Here is a 14001-nt window from a genome sequence, read left to right as displayed (position 1 = left end):
TAGTAACGAGTTCTACAAGTAGCAAGGGTCGGAACGGGAAGTGTTGCCTCCCGGACCCTTGCGTACCCGCGGTAGCAGTCATAAGACTGCACTCAGAACTAGAACGTGTACTAGTTCCCCCGTGACGCCGACCGACGGGCTGCCGGGACGCCCCGTCCGGTCGAGGAGAGGACGAGCTCATGGCCGCGGAACCCGTCATCGTCGAAGCCGTACGCACCCCCATCGGCAAGCGCGGAGGCGCGCTCGCCAACCTCCATCCCGCCTACCTCCTGGGCGAGACCTACCGCGAACTCCTCGGACGCACCGGCATCCACGCCGACTGCGTCGAGCAGATCGTCGGCGGTACGGTCACCCACGCCGGCGAGCAGTCCATGAACCCGGCCCGCACGGCCTGGCTCACCATGGGTCTGCCCTACGAGACGGCCGCCACCACCGTCGACTGTCAGTGCGGCTCCTCCCAGCAGGCGAGCCACATGGTCGCCAACATGGTCGCGGCCGGCGTCATCGACATCGGGATCAGCTGCGGTGTCGAGGCCATGTCCCGCGTTCCCCTCGGTTCCGGATCCAAGCACGGACCCGGCAAGCCCTTCCCCGACGAGTGGAACGTCGACCTGCCCAACCAGTTCGAGGCCGCCGAGCGCATCGCCCGCCACCGCGGCCTCACCCGCGAACGCGTCGACTCCCTCGGCCTGCTCTCCCAGGAGCGCGCCGCGAACGCCTGGTCCGAGGAGCGCTTCAAGCGCGAGACCTTCGCCGTCCAGGTCCCCACCACCGAGGAGGAGCAGGCCGCCGGGCAGGGCATGTGGCGGCTCGTCGACCGCGACGAAGGCCTGCGCGACACCACCATGGAGGGCCTCGCCCGCCTCAAGCCCGTCATGCCGACCGCCGTCCACACCGCCGGGAACTCCTCGCAGATCTCCGACGGCGCCGCCGCGATCCTGTGGGCCTCCAAGCGGATGGCCCGCGCCCTCAAGCTGAAGCCCCGGGCCCGGATCGTCGCCCAGGCCCTGGTCGGCGCCGACCCGCACTTCCACCTCGACGGACCGATCGACGCCACGCGAGCCGTCCTCGGCAAGGCCGGGATGTCGCTCCGGGACATCGACCTCGTCGAGATCAACGAGGCCTTCGCGTCGGTGGTGCTGAGCTGGGCGCAGGTCTTCGACCAGGACCTGGAAAAGGTCAATGTCAACGGTGGTGCCATCGCCCTGGGCCACCCCGTCGGGGCGACCGGAGCCCGGCTGATCACCACCGCCCTGCACGAGCTGGAGCGCACCGACAAGGAGTTCGCGCTGATCACGATGTGCGCGGGCGGGGCCGTGGCGACCGGGACGATCATCCAGCGGCTGTAGGGATCGGCGGGGCCGGGACCAGGGTCGGGGCCAGGGCCGGGGCCAGGGCCAGGGAAACTTCGTCGGCCCCGCGGAAACGCCGCAGGTCATGCGGAAACGCCGCAGGCCCCGCCCTCCCTGACGGGAGGCGGGGCCTTGCGGGTGTGCGCGTGTGCGGCGGTGACTCTTAGTACCAGCCGTTGGCCTGCCAGAACGCCCAAGCGGCGTTCGGGGAGCCGTAGCGCTCGTTCATGTAGTTCAGGCCCCACTTGATCTGGGTGGCGGGGTTCGTCTTCCAGTCGGAACCGGCCGAGGACATCTTCGAGGCCGGGAGGGCCTGGACGAGGCCGTAGGCGCCGCTGGAGGAGTTGGTCGCGGTGTGGTTCCAGTGCGACTCGTGCTCGACGATCTTGCTGAACGACGCGTACTGCGAGGCGGGCACGATCTTGCGGGCCACGTCCTGGGGGCTGGCGGCGGAAGCCGAGCCGGTCGTGCCGATGACCGCACCGGAGGCGGCGAGCAGAACGGCCGCGGTGCCGGCGAGGGTCCTCTTGCGGGCGGCGACACGAGTGGTGATCGAGCGGATCAAGATCTCTGCCTAACTTCGGGAACAAGGGCTGCGTCAGGCGATTTCGGCAAGCCGGAACCAGAGCCCGGGGAACCCGGGAACTGGGGGGAACCGGCCGTCCGAGGCGCTGCGGTGAGCACCGGCTGCCTGGCGACGTCCACCAGACAAGCAGGGCTGGAACGCCGACGCAACGACCCCCTGTACGAGGAAGGTTCGGACCCCGGAGGAAGGTCCCGGGGGGAGGGTGTGGGATGTTTCCGCAGGTCATGCCCTGCTGTGGGCGTTTTGGGCGGGTACCGTCCGGCTACTATTCCGGCTCGTACGTGCCGTAGGTCCTGTGGGGCGGCTCACCCGGGGAGGGCCTCCCGGGGCCCTCGAATGTGACCTGGGCCTCGAAGTTCGCCCGTCGCGTCGCCCGCCGCAGCGCCTTCAGGAGCGTGCGGCCGACGGTGAGGGTGAGGACGACCGTGAGAACGGCCCGTCCCAGGTCCCAGCCGAGGGAGGTGGCGGTGACGTAGGCGAGGAACCGGACCAGGTTCTCGTCGAGCGGGGCGCCCGGCTGGAACGAGATCCCGCTGCTCAGGCCCTGGAGCAGCACCCAGCCCTGCAGATTCATGATCGTGCCGTACGCGAACGCCGCCACGAACCCGTACGCCGAGAGCATCAGCAGCTCACCCCGGCCCCGCAGCCGCGCCGCGCCCGGCAGCAGCCCGGCGCCCATCGTGAACCAGCCCATCGACAGCATCTGGAACGGCATCCAGGGCCCCACCCCGCCCGTGAGCAGGGCCGACGCGAACATCGTCACCGCGCCGAGGACGAAACCGAAGCCCGGACCGAGGACCCGACCGCTCAGCACCATCAGGAAGAACATCGGCTCCAGACCGGCCGTCCCCGCGCCCAGCGGCCGCAGGGCCGCCCCGACGGCGGCCAGCACGCCCAGCATCGCCACCGCCTTCGCGTCCATCCCGCAGTCCGCGATCGTCGCCACGACCACCGCGACCAGGAGCGGCAGCAGCGCCGCGAACAGCCACGGCGCGTCCCCGGCGTGCGAGGTCACGGCGGAACCTGCGTCCGCGAAGAGGGGCCAGCAGAAGGCGAAGAGCCCGATGAGGGAGACGAGGGCGAGGGCGGTGACGGAACGTGGTCCCAGCCGGACCGCGCGTACCGGGCGGGTGCTCACAGCGCCGCCTCCACCTGTTCGACCGTGAGCCACGGCTGCGGGGCCAGGATCTTCGCCACCTGCGGCGAGAACGCCGGGGAGGAGACGACCACCTCGGCCGTCGGCCCGTCCGCCACCACCTCGCCGTCGGCGATGATCACCACCCGGTGCGCCAGCTCGGCGGCCAGTTCCACGTCGTGCGTCGCGAGCACGATCGCGTGCCCGTCGGCGGCGAGGGCGCGCAGGAGGGCGACCAGCCGGGCCTTCGCCGCGTAGTCGAGGCCGCGGGTCGGCTCGTCCAGGAGCAGCAGGGGCGGGCGGCCGGTCAGGACCACGGCGAGCGCGAGCGCCAGCCGCTGCCCCTCCGACAGGTCCCGGGGGTGGGTGTCGTCCGCGACGCCCGGCAGCAGCTCGGACACCAGCGCCCGGCAGGTCCCGGGCGCGGCGCCCGCGTCCCCGTCGGCCGCCGCGCACTCGGCGGCGACGGTGTCCGCGTACAGCAGGTCCCGGGGCTCCTGCGGAACCAGGCCGACCTGGCGGATCAGCTCGCGGGGGCTTGTGCTGTGCGGGGCCCGGCCCGCGACGCGGACCGTGCCGGAGGTCGGGGCGATCATGCCGACGAGGGTGGAGAGGAGGGTGGACTTGCCCGCGCCGTTGCGGCCCATGAGGGCGAGGGTCTCGCCGGCCTCGACCTGGAGGTCGATACGGCGGAGCGCCTCGACGCGGCCGCGGCGGACGGCGAGGCCTTCGGTACGGACGAGGGGAGTGCCGGTGGCGGTGGCGGTGCCGGTGGTGGAGGCGGGTGCGGGCTCGGTGCGGCGCCGCTTGAAGAGGCCGCTCCCGCCTCTGCCGCTTCCGCCGCTCAGCCCCCTCCCCTTCCCCTTCTCCTGGCCGGGGGCCCCGCCCCCGGACTCCGGCGCCTCGACCGCCGACGGAGCCGGAACGCGGGGCAGGGGCCCGGCGGGGACCCGGCCCTCCAGCCGGGACTTCAGCCCGCCGGCCCGCCGTCGTGCGTCGCGGACCGTGAGCGGCAGCGGGTCCCAGCCCGCCAGCCGCCCCAGCCCCACCACCGGCGGGTGCACCGGCGACACGGCCATGATCTCGGCGGGGGCGCCCATCACGCCCTCCGGCAGCATCAGCACCTGGTCCGCGTACTGCACCACCCGCTCCAGACGGTGCTCCGCGAGCAGCACGGTCGTGCCCAGGTCGTGCACCAGCCGCTGCAGCACCGCCAGGACGTCCTCCGCCGCCGACGGGTCGAGCGCCGACGTCGGCTCGTCCAGGACGAGGACCTTGGGGTGCGGGGTCAGGACCGAGCCGATCGCGACCCGCTGCCGCTGGCCCCCGGAGAGCGTGGCGATCGGGCGGTCGCGGAGTTCCGCGAGGCCGAGCAGGTCCAGGGTCTCCTCGACCCGGCGCCGCATGACGCCCGGCGCGAGGCCCAGGGACTCCATGCCGTACGCCAGCTCGTCCTCGACCGTGTCGGTGACGAAGTGCGCGGACGGGTCCTGGCCGACCGTGCCCACCAGGTCCGCCAGCTCGCGCGGCGGATGCGTGCGGGTGTCGCGGCCGTCGACCGTGACCCGGCCGGTCAGGGTGCCGCCGGTGAAGTGGGGGACGAGGCCTGAGACCGCGCCGAGGAGGGTCGACTTGCCGACGCCCGAAGGGCCGACGAGCAGGACGAGCTCGCCCTCGGGGACGGTCAGGTCCACGTTCCGCAGGGTCGGCTCGGCACCCGCCTCGTAGGTCACCGAGACGTTCTCGAAGCGGATCACGCCTTCTCCTTCGCAGCGGGAGCTGTTGCGGGTACGGGGGCCACGAACGCCGGCACCAGGCCCACCAGGACCGACACCGCGGGCCAGAGCGGCAGCTCCGGCGCCTCCAGCGGTACGACCCCGGGGTGCAGCGCCTCGGGCGCGTAGGTGTTCGCCCAGATCATCAGGACGGCCACCGCCACCCCGGACCCCGCGACCAGCCAGGACCGCACCCCCCAGCGGTCCGGCCGGTACCGGGTGCGGACCGTCCGGCGTCCGCCGAGCCGCAGCCCCGCCATCGCCGCGAGCAGCCCGGCGCCGAGCAGCGGCAGACCGTATCCCGCGCCCTCCGCCGCGAGGAGCCCGTACGAACCGGCGCAGACGCCGAGCAGTCCGCCCAGGGTCAGGAGGTTCGTGGTGCGCCGGACCGAGGCCGGGACCTGGGCCGTCCGGCCGTACCCGCGCGCGTCCATCGACGCCGCGACCGCGATCGACCGCTCCAGCGCCCCCTCCACGACCGGCAGCCCGATCTGGAGCACGGCCCGCACTCCGCCCGTGGGGCGGCCGCGCAGGCGCCGGGCGGTCCGCAGCCGCACCACGTCCGCGACCATGTTCGGCGCGAAGGTCATCGCCACGACGACGGCGACCCCGGCCTCGTACAGCGCGCCCGGCAGCGACTTGAGCAGCCGCGCCGGGTTGGCGAGCGAGTTCGCCGCGCCCACGCAGATCAGCAGGGTCGCCAGCTTCGCGCCGTCGTACAGCGCGAACACCAGTTGCTCGGCCGTCACCCGCCCGCCGATCCGCACGCCCTGCGCCCACTCGGGCAGCGGCACCTCGGGCAGTGTGAACAGCGGGTGCGACCCCGGGATCGGGGAGCCGAGCAGCAGGGAGAAGACGACCCGCAGGAAGACGACGAACAGGCCGAGCTTCACGAACGCGCCGTACGAGCGCGCCCAGGGCGCGTCCGTCCGCCGGGCCGCCACGACATAGCCCGCGACCCCGACGAGGAGACCGAGGAGGAGGGGGTTCGTCGTGCGGGAGGCGGCGACGGCCAGGCCGAGCGCCCACACCCACCACGCTCCGGCGTGCAGCGCGTTGGACCGGTTCGCCTCCGGGGCGCGGAGGACGTCAGGCACCTTCATACCGGACTCATCCGCGCCGGCGGGCCTTCCAGATCGCCGCCCCGCCCAGGGCCAGCACGGCCGCCCCGCCCGCGAGCACGCCGAAGGACGGGCCTCCGTCCTCCTCGCCGGCGGTCGCCGACGCGCTCGGCGCGGCCGACGGCTGCGTCTTCCCGGTCTCCCCTGTCTCTCCGGTCCCGCCGGTCCCGCCGGTGTCCGCGACGGGCTCGCCGCAGCCCCGCGCCGGGTAGCCGGCGATCCCGCACAGCATGGCCGCGCCGTCGTACCGCAGCGGCTTCGCCACCACGGCGAGCGCCTCCGCGCCCGTCGCGTCCTCGCGGACCTGCGCACAGCCGGTCTTCACCGGCTTCTCCGGCGGGGTCTCGCCGGGCGGCGCGTCCGCCGGGCCGCCGAAGTCGACGACGACCGCGACCCGCTTCGTGCCGTCCTTCTTCTCCACGCCTCCGCAGATCCCCGTGAAGTCGGGGGCGGCGGACGGCCGGGAGGCGTCGTTCGTGCCGCTGCTGATCGCGAAGCGGAAGCCGATCGCGTCGCCGTCGGCGGGGCGTGCGGTGGCCGGGCCCTGCGTGGCGTACGCCCAGGGCTTCCCGCCGTCGCTCTCCCAGAACGACCAGTAGCGGTAGCCGGCGGCCTGCGCCGGGGCGGCCGCGGCGAAGACCGAGGCGAGCGTGAGGAGCGCCCCGGCCGCGGCTCCGGCGGCACGGGGGCCGCGCCGCCGCGCGCCGTGCCCTCGCGAGCCGTCCACGCGGGCGACGTCCACGCGGGCGCCGGGAACGCCGTCCCCGTGAGCGCCGTCCACGCCGGCGCCGTGCCCTCGCGCGCCGGTCACTTCTTGCGGCCGCTCACGAGGAAGCCGATGCCGACGCCGACGACCGTGCCGATCCCGATGATCCACCAGATGTCGAAGCCGCCCTCGTCGTCACTCGTGGAGGAGGCGGAGGTGTCCGGCGTCTTCGGGGCCGGGCCGGTGGCGTTGAGCTGCTCCACCAGGTCCGCCGTGCCGAACTCGCGCGGGTCCGTCTCCGTCGCCCGCGCGGCCAGGATCAGCTGCGCGTACGCGGCCGGGCTCCCCTTCGCCCAGGCGGCGGAGTTCTTCTCCAGCCACTCCAGGGCGGGCTTCGCCTCCTTCGAGGCGCCGGAGGCGGCGAGCGCGACGACGGCGTCGGCGGTGTTGCCGACGTCGGGCTGCTCGGTGGTGTCGGTGGCGCCCGGCATCGGGGGCAGGGTCAGGTGGCCGGTCTTCGCGAGGGCCTTCGCCAGGTAGGAGGCGCCGTTGAGCGAGGCCCGCTCGATCGCCGGCTTCGACAGGTCGTTGCAGACCGGCGGCTGATCGGGCGAGGCCTTGGTGGCGACGACGCTCTTGCCGAGGCCCGCGAGGGTGGCCGCGGCGGTGGCGTCGGCGTTCGCGACGAGCTTGCCGGCCTTGTCGGGCTGGTACGCGAAGGCCCCCGGGCCCTCCTTGTCCGAGCAGGGCAGCGCGAAGGAGAGGAGCGCGTCGTAGGGCGTACGGCCCTCGGCGGAGGTGAACGAGCCGGGCCGCACGCCCGTCGCGGCGAGCGCGCCGACGACGACCGAGGTGGAGTTGGCGTCACTGGCGCCGCCGGGGCTGTAGCCCCAGCCGCCGTCCTTGTTCTGGACGGTGCGCAGCCAGTCGGAGCCCGCCTTGACGGCCTTGTCGATCGTCTCGGGGGACGCCGACTGCTTCCGGACCGCGCGGAGCCCCTGCACGGCGATCGCGGTGGCGTTGGTGTCGCGCAGGGTCTTCGCGTCGCAGGGCGTCCCGGCGTCCGCGCGGAACGCGCTGAACGAGCCGTCCGCGCACTGCTGGCCGAGCAGCCAGTCCACGGCCTTGTCGGCGGGCTGGAAGCCGGTGGCGCGCTGGGCGAGGAAGGCGTACGACTGACGCCAGACACCGTCGTACGTCGGGTCGCCCGTGCCGTACAGGCCGTCGGGGATCGTGACGGCGGAGGGCGTGGGGGAGGGTGCGGTGGTGGCCGCTCCCGCCGCCCCTGCCGCTCCGGTGCCGAGCAGGACGGTGGCGGCTGCGAGCGCGGTGGCGCCGCGGCGGACGGTGTTCATGGGGCCCTCTCCTGCGGCCGGGCACCGGCACGCCTCAGGGGCACCAGGCTCCGGCTCCGTATTCCTCGACGGTGCCGGCGGTCACGTCCCGGACGGGGCATTCCGACTCACGGCTCCCCGGAGGGGGCCGTTCACGGTTGCGGGTCAGTGCCGGAATTCCACCGGCTTCCCCCCGTACGGGCATGATGACGACCCGCCCACTCTACCGGCCCGTAGGCCCGCGGCCCGGCGGGTGCGAGGCGCCTCACACCGGTGCTCCGTCCGGTCGGAGCCCGGCGCCTCACACCGCCACGTACTCCACGGGCTCCGTCCCCTGCACCGCCTCCGCGAGGCCGAGTTTCACCAGTCGGCGCAGGTGCGCCTCGGCCTCGCTGACGGCGATGTTGCGGGAGCCGTAGGGGATCTGGTCCCAGGGGCGGTTCCACTCCATCCGCACGGCGAGCTGCCAGGGGGTGAGCGGGGTGGCGAGCAGGCCGAGGAGCCCGGTGAGCCGCTCCTCGTGGTGGGCGATGAGCTCCCGGACCCGTCCGGCGGCGTCGGCGAAGGCGTGCTGGTGGGCGGGGAGGACCTCGGCGACGCCGAGGCGGCCGATGCGTTCGAGGGAGTCGAGGTAGTCGCCGAGGGGATCGGTGACGGTGGAGTCGTCGGGATCCTCGTACAGGCCGACGTGCGGGGTGATCCCGGGCAGCAGGTGGTCGCCGGAGAAGAGCCGGCCGCGGCCGGGCAGCCGGGCGGGGTGCTCCTCCTCCAGGTGCAGGCAGACGTGGCCGGGGGTGTGGCCGGGGGTCCAGATCGCGCGCAGTCGCCGTCCGGGGAGGTCGAGGAGCTCGCCGGGGACGATCTCCCGGTCGGGGAGGGCGGAGCGCAGACCGGGCAGGGTGCGCAGCCGGCCGGCGGCGCGGGCGGCCCGCAGCGGGACGAGGTGGTCCTCGGGGGCGCCGACGGCGGCGAGCTTGCGGGCGAGGTAGTCGAGCCAGGTGCCCGGCTCGGCCTCCCGGGTGCGGCGTACGACGTCGGTGTCGGCGGCGTGCATGGCGATCCAGGCCCCGGACGCCTCGCGGACCTTGCCGGACAGTCCGTGGTGGTCGGGGTGGTGGTGGGTGATGACGACGCCGTGGACGTCCGACACGTCGATGCCCAGCGCGGCGAGCCCGCCGGTGAGCTCGGTCCAGGAGTCCGGGTCGTCCCAGCCGGTGTCGACGAGGACCGGGCCGCGGTCGGTGTCGAGGACGTGGACGAGCGTGTGGCCGAGCGGATTGTCGGGGATGGGCACCCGGAGCGCCCAGACGCCTCCGCCGTGCTCGGTCACCTGGGGCATGGGTTCCTGCATGGATCCTCATCTCTCCACGGTGGTGCGGAAGTTCTCCACGGCGCGGTGCTGAAGCCCGCCGCGACGGTACGGAGCGTGCTCGACCACGGCCCACTATAACGAGAACTGACGAACCGTCAGAGTGGCTTGTACCGCATTGCCTCCGGGGTGCGGCCGACCTGTGATCGGGCCGTCGTGATCGGTCGTCTCCGGCCGGTGGGTGCGGGCGGCCCCGGGGAGGCGCCGGCAGGGTGAGGCCCCGGACCAGGGATGCCGGGAACGGGGCCGCCTCGCGTGAAGTCGCGTACTCCTAGAAGAGGATGAAGTTCTTCATGCGGCTCCCTCCCGGGATCCGCACCGGCGCCTTGAACGGCCGCGCCGCGTTGCCCGTGCCCGGGTACCGGACCAGCTCGCCCGTCGTCTTCCGGGCCAGCAGGTCCGCCTTGCCGTCGACGTCGTCGTCGCCGACGGCCAGCAGCCGGTCGTAGGCGTTCCACCCGCCGCCGATCTTCGTCCGGCCCGCGAACGGCGCCTTGTAGTCGCCCGTGCCCTTGTAGAGCCAGAGGACGCCGGCCTTGTCGCGGGCGGTGATGTCGGCCCTGCCGTCGCCGGTCAGATCGCTCTGGCCGGCCAGCTCGGTGTACTGGCCCCAGCCGCCGCCGACCCGCATGCGGGTGGTGAGGCGGCCGTCCGGGTAGCCCAGGTAGCTCCACAGCACACCGGCCTTGTCGACGCCGAGCAGGTCGGCCTCCCCGGCTCCGCCGATGCTGCCGGGCGAGAGGACCGTGCGGTAGATGTCCCAGCCCCGGCCGACGTTCTCCGGCCAGCGGTACTCGCCGTCGATCCGGCCGTCGAAGTCCAGCCGGCCGTTCTTGTAGAGGGTCCACTTGCCGTAGCCGTACCCGTCTACGTCGGGGTTGAGGACGGGGATGAGGTCGGCGAGGTCCGAGTGGTCGACGAAGTCGGGCCCGTCCGAGGAGAGGAGCTGGCCCCGGTAGAACCAGTTCCACAGCCAGTGGGTCTGCTTCTCGACGCCGTACAGCTGGAAGGAGGGTGGTGCCACCGGGTCCGCCTCCGGAGCGGCGACGGCGGAGGCCGCGCCGGTGGCGGTGGCCACCGCGACGGCGGTGACCGCGAGCGCCGTCCTCAGCCAGGGCCTGTGTCGTTCGAACATGATCGGGTTCCCCCTGCGTCTGTTTCGTTGTCACCCTTCCGACCGGCGAGAGCCCCCCAGGGTTGTCCGGAACCACGCGCCTTCTTCCCTTCCCGATCGTCAGGTCGTCAGCACGATCCGGCCCGGCCGGTCACCCGCCTCCGCGCGCCGGTGCGCCCCCGTGGCCCGCTCCAGCAGAATCACGCCGGCCACGCCGCCCCCGCGTTCCCGTTGCGGGGCCGTACCCACCTCATGCCGAGCAGGGAGAAACGGCTGGTGGGGGCCCATTCTGTCCGGGCCATTGCTCCCTGGAACTAGAACTGGTATCAGTTCTGATGCATCGTCAGGGACGACAACATCTCCTCATGAAGGCGGCGGTCATGACCGAGCTTGTGGAGCACGCGAAGCTGTTCATCGGCGGGGAGTTGACCGACCCGCTCGGCGAGGACGTCATCGAGGTCGTCTCCCCGCACACCGAGGAGGTCATCGGGCGCGTCCCGCACGCCTCCACCGCCGATGTCGACCGGGCCGTGGCCGCCGCCCGCCGGGCCTTCGACGAAGGGCCCTGGCCCCGGATGACGGTGGAGGAGCGGATCGCCGTCGTCAGCCGCATCAAGGACGCGATCGCCGTACGCCACGAGGAGATCGCCCGCTCCATCAGCGCGCAGAACGGCTCCCCGTACTCCTGGTCCGTCCTCGCCCAGGCCCTCGGCGCGATGATGGTCTGGGACGCGGCGATCACCGTCGCCCGCGACTTCACGTACGAGGAGCGGCGCGGCGGCGTCCTCGGCCCGCTGCTCGTCCGGCGCGAGCCGGTGGGCGTGGTCGCGGCCGTGATCCCGTGGAACGTCCCGCAGTTCACCGCCGCGGCCAAGCTCGGGCCCGCGCTGCTCGCCGGCTGCACGGTGGTCCTCAAGCCCTCGCCCGAGTCGCCGCTCGACTCGTACATCCTCGCCGACATCGCCACCGAGGCCGGGCTGCCCGAGGGCGTGCTCAGCATCCTGCCCGCCGACCGCGAGGTCAGCGAGTACCTCGTCGGCCATCCCGGCGTCGACAAGGTCTCCTTCACGGGTTCGGTCGCCGCGGGCAGGCGGGTCATGGAGGTCGCCGCCCGCAACCTCACCCGCGTCACCCTCGAACTCGGCGGGAAGTCGGCCGCCGTGATCCTGCCCGACGCCGACCTCGCCACCGCCGTCGCCGGGATCGTTCCGGCCGCCTGGATGAACAACGGCCAGGCGTGCGTCGCCCAGACCCGGATCCTCGTCCCCCGCTCCCGGTACGAGGAGACCGCCGAGGCCTTCGCCGCGGCGGCCGGCGCGCTCGTCGTCGGCGACCCGCTCGACCCGGCCACCCAGGTCGGGCCGCTGGTCGCCCGGCGGCAGCAGCAGCGCTCCCTCGACTACATCCGCATCGGCCAGGAGGAGGGCGCCAAGGTCCTCTCCGGCGGCGGCCGCCCGGCCGGGCTCGACCGCGGCTGGTACGTCGAGCCGACGCTCTTCGGCGGCGTCGACAACTCCATGCGGATCGCCCGCGAGGAGATCTTCGGCCCGGTCATCTGCCTCCTGCCGTACGGGGACGAGGCCGAGGCCCTGCGCCTCGCGAACGACTCCGACTTCGGGCTCAGCGGCAGCGTCTGGACCGGGGACGTGGAGCACGGCATCGACTTCGCCCGCGGGGTGCGCACCGGCACCTTCAACGTCAACACCTTCAGCCTCGACATGCTCGGTCCCTTCGGCGGCTACAAGAACTCCGGCCTGGGGAGGGAGTTCGGGCCCGAGGGCTTCGGCGAGTACCTGGAGCACAAGATGATCCACCTGCCGGCCGGTTACGAGGGCGGCGCGTGATGGGGGACCGCTGGCACGTCGAGGTCGACCGGAGCGTCTGCATCGGCTCCGGCATGTGTGTGAACCACGCCCCGGACGGCTTCCGGCTCGACACCGCCCGTCAGTCCCACGCACGCGAACCGGAGTCGGACGCGGGCGAGAAGCTGCTCGCGGCGGCCGAGGGGTGCCCGGTGGAGGCCATCATGATCACCCTCGCGGACGGCGGGGAGCCGGTCTTCCCTCCGGAGGAGTAGCCGGACCGCCGGGCCCTCGGGCGGCCGGACCGCCGGAACCGCCGTGACCTGCGCGTACCGCGTGTGTGAGACTCCCTCGGCACACGTACGTACGCGCGGGGAGCGGGGCAGTCATGCGGGGTAGGGGCAGGGGTCGGGGCCGAGGGTGGGCTGCGGTCGCGGGTGCGACGGCGGCGGTGGTCCTCGGGGCCGGATGCGGGACCGGCGCCGGGGGAGAGGCCGCCGCCCCGGCCTTCGGTCGTGAGACGGCGCATGACGAGATCGTCGCCGCCGTGAAGCAGGCGGGGCTGCCGAAGTCCGACCTGCCGGGGGTCGGCGGCCCGGCCCCCACGGGTTCCACGCCGCGCCCCACCCCGTCCACGGACCAGGAGCGGCTCCAGGAGCGCGCCCTCGCCTGCACCGCCTCCTGGCAGTACGTCGGCCCGTCCGTCGACGGTTCGCGCGGCGCCCTCGAGAAGGCGGTCACCGCCCTCGTCGCCGAGGACTGGGTGCAGGGCGAGCGCCAGGTGGAGAAGCTCGACGACAGCGGCAGCACCATGCTCCAGCACACGCTCAGGAAGCGGGGCTGGACGCTGTACGCCCGGCACACCGGCATGCGGGGGGCGATGACCATGGAGATGGTCTCCCTGCAGGCGACGGAGAACGCCTGCATGAACCGGTTCACCGAGCAGGAGCAGAAGTCCCTCTTCGGCGAGGACGCCGAACGGGGCTGACGCAAGGCGTGGTTGCGTACACCGCCCGTTCCCACGTGCAAAACTGTGCCCTTGTAAACGGGGGCAAGAGGCCGTCGTACGTGCGTCTTTGGGAGTGTTGTGCGCAAGGTTTCGTGGGTGGCCGCGGCCGCCGGTGTGGTGCTGCTCGTCGCCGGTTGCGGAAGCGAGGGCGGTGCGGACAAGGGCGGTTCGTCATCGGCCGGTTCGTCCTCGGCCGGTGCGTCCGCGACGGGCGGTTCCGGCAGTTCGGACGGCGAGCGGCTCACCGGCGCCGTGGTCACCAAGGAGCTCACCGACGCGGCGACCGCGGCCGGCTTCACGCAGGACGCCTCGGGCGAGCAGATCCCGGCCGAGGCCAAGGACTGCATGGTCAGCTGGACGGCCGACGCCGAGAAGGCGAAGGACCCGGCGAAGTCCTACGCGGACACCGTCGCGACCCTGGCCAAGGGCGGCTGGAACGAGGAGCGGAAGACCGAGCAGGGCGGCTCGGTGATCAAGTCCCTGAAGAAGAGCGGCTGGCAGCTCCAGGCCAGCAACCACTCCGCCGGCCCGCTGAAGCTGGTCATGTTCGTGGCCGTCGACAGCAGCCCGGAGTGCGCGGCGGCCCTCACGGCGGCCAACAAGGCCACGCCTTCGTCCTGATCCGACGGCGCCACCCGCACCCCCCGGCGCCTCGGCCGCCGGGGGTGCGGGTGCGCGGGGGTGCGCGGGTGTCCCCA

General features: G+C 73.4%; 13 protein-coding genes and 1 riboswitch. Of the genes, 5 read left to right on the top strand and 8 right to left on the bottom strand.

The window, feature by feature from the left end; translation table 11 throughout:
* The first annotated feature begins 179 nt into the window (after nt 1-179).
* A complete protein-coding gene (locus AMK27_RS35440) occupies nt 180-1349 on the top strand; it encodes a steroid 3-ketoacyl-CoA thiolase (RefSeq protein ID WP_073917614.1) in 1170 nt (389 codons plus the stop codon).
* A gap of 166 nt (nt 1350-1515) precedes the next feature.
* Here the strand turns inward: AMK27_RS35440 and AMK27_RS35435 are convergent, their stop codons facing one another.
* The 8 genes from AMK27_RS35435 to AMK27_RS35400 form a co-directional block, all read right to left on the bottom strand.
* Nucleotides 1516-1917: a transglycosylase SLT domain-containing protein gene (locus tag AMK27_RS35435; protein ID WP_073917612.1), complete on the bottom strand. Its 402-nt coding sequence runs from the start codon at nt 1915-1917 to the stop codon at nt 1516-1518.
* 286 nt (nt 1918-2203) lie between these two features.
* On the bottom strand, nt 2204-3076 hold the full coding sequence (locus tag AMK27_RS35430) for an ECF transporter S component (RefSeq protein WP_073917610.1): 873 nt from the start codon (nt 3074-3076) through the stop codon (nt 2204-2206).
* On the bottom strand, nt 3073-4830 hold the full coding sequence (locus AMK27_RS35425; protein ID WP_073917608.1) for an ABC transporter ATP-binding protein: 1758 nt from the start codon (nt 4828-4830) through the stop codon (nt 3073-3075). Before AMK27_RS35425 ends, AMK27_RS35430 begins: the two co-directional genes overlap by 4 nt.
* The gene (locus tag AMK27_RS35420) at nt 4827-5951 is read right to left on the bottom strand and encodes an energy-coupling factor transporter transmembrane component T (RefSeq protein ID WP_073917606.1); all 1125 of its coding nucleotides are present in this window, start codon (nt 5949-5951) and stop codon (nt 4827-4829) included. The genes AMK27_RS35425 and AMK27_RS35420 overlap by 4 nt, the downstream gene beginning before the upstream one ends.
* A gap of 7 nt (nt 5952-5958) precedes the next feature.
* Complete coding sequence (locus AMK27_RS35415) at nt 5959-6696, bottom strand: SCO2322 family protein (RefSeq protein ID WP_073917936.1); 738 nt, start codon at nt 6694-6696, stop codon at nt 5959-5961.
* Between the two features lie 80 nt (nt 6697-6776).
* Nucleotides 6777-8030, bottom strand: a complete 1254-nt coding sequence (locus tag AMK27_RS35410) for a prenyltransferase/squalene oxidase repeat-containing protein (RefSeq protein ID WP_073917604.1) — start codon at nt 8028-8030, stop codon at nt 6777-6779.
* 95 nt (nt 8031-8125) lie between these two features.
* Nucleotides 8126-8202: riboswitch (cobalamin riboswitch) on the bottom strand.
* Between the two features lie 108 nt (nt 8203-8310).
* The gene (locus AMK27_RS35405; protein ID WP_073917934.1) at nt 8311-9348 is read right to left on the bottom strand and encodes an MBL fold metallo-hydrolase; all 1038 of its coding nucleotides are present in this window, start codon (nt 9346-9348) and stop codon (nt 8311-8313) included.
* A 301-nt stretch (nt 9349-9649) separates the two neighbouring features.
* Complete coding sequence (locus AMK27_RS35400) at nt 9650-10513, bottom strand: FG-GAP repeat domain-containing protein (RefSeq protein WP_073917601.1); 864 nt, start codon at nt 10511-10513, stop codon at nt 9650-9652.
* Nucleotides 10514-10872: 359 nt separating this feature from the next.
* Here AMK27_RS35400 and AMK27_RS35395 point away from each other — a divergent pair, with 359 nt between their 5' ends.
* From AMK27_RS35395 to AMK27_RS35380, 4 genes are all read left to right on the top strand, one after another.
* Nucleotides 10873-12336 (top strand): aldehyde dehydrogenase, encoded by a 1464-nt coding sequence (locus AMK27_RS35395; protein ID WP_073917932.1) that lies wholly within the window; start codon nt 10873-10875, stop codon nt 12334-12336.
* Nucleotides 12336-12569, top strand: coding sequence for a ferredoxin (locus AMK27_RS35390; RefSeq protein ID WP_030321717.1), 234 nt, complete (start codon nt 12336-12338; stop codon nt 12567-12569). Before AMK27_RS35395 ends, AMK27_RS35390 begins: the two co-directional genes overlap by 1 nt.
* A 176-nt stretch (nt 12570-12745) precedes the next feature.
* Nucleotides 12746-13282 carry a hypothetical protein gene (locus tag AMK27_RS35385; RefSeq protein ID WP_073917599.1) on the top strand — a complete coding sequence of 179 codons (537 nt, stop codon included), beginning with the start codon at nt 12746-12748 and terminating at the stop codon, nt 13280-13282.
* A gap of 117 nt (nt 13283-13399) precedes the next feature.
* Entirely contained in the window at nt 13400-13924 is a 525-nt protein-coding gene (locus AMK27_RS35380; protein ID WP_241847695.1) for a hypothetical protein, read from the top strand.
* The last annotated feature ends 77 nt before the right edge of the window (nt 13925-14001 follow it).

It is taken from the genome of Streptomyces sp. CB02009 (genome assembly GCF_001905825.1).
In the GTDB taxonomy this organism is placed as follows: Bacteria; Actinomycetota; Actinomycetes; order Streptomycetales; family Streptomycetaceae; genus Streptomyces.
Note: the sequence above shows the minus strand (reverse complement) of the source record. Positions and strands in the feature narration are given on the sequence as shown.

Coding starts and splice junctions, on each gene's coding strand:
- AMK27_RS35405 (WP_073917934.1), bottom strand. CDS start 9,348: ATGCCCCAGGTGACCGAGCACGGCGGAGGCGTCTGGGCGCTCCGGGTG.
- AMK27_RS35390 (WP_030321717.1), top strand. CDS start 12,336: ATGGGGGACCGCTGGCACGTCGAGGTCGACCGGAGCGTCTGCATCGGC.
- AMK27_RS35410 (WP_073917604.1), bottom strand. CDS start 8,030: ATGAACACCGTCCGCCGCGGCGCCACCGCGCTCGCAGCCGCCACCGTC.
- AMK27_RS35440 (WP_073917614.1), top strand. CDS start 180: ATGGCCGCGGAACCCGTCATCGTCGAAGCCGTACGCACCCCCATCGGC.
- AMK27_RS35400 (WP_073917601.1), bottom strand. CDS start 10,513: ATGTTCGAACGACACAGGCCCTGGCTGAGGACGGCGCTCGCGGTCACC.
- AMK27_RS35420 (WP_073917606.1), bottom strand. CDS start 5,951: ATGAAGGTGCCTGACGTCCTCCGCGCCCCGGAGGCGAACCGGTCCAAC.
- AMK27_RS35395 (WP_073917932.1), top strand. CDS start 10,873: ATGACCGAGCTTGTGGAGCACGCGAAGCTGTTCATCGGCGGGGAGTTG.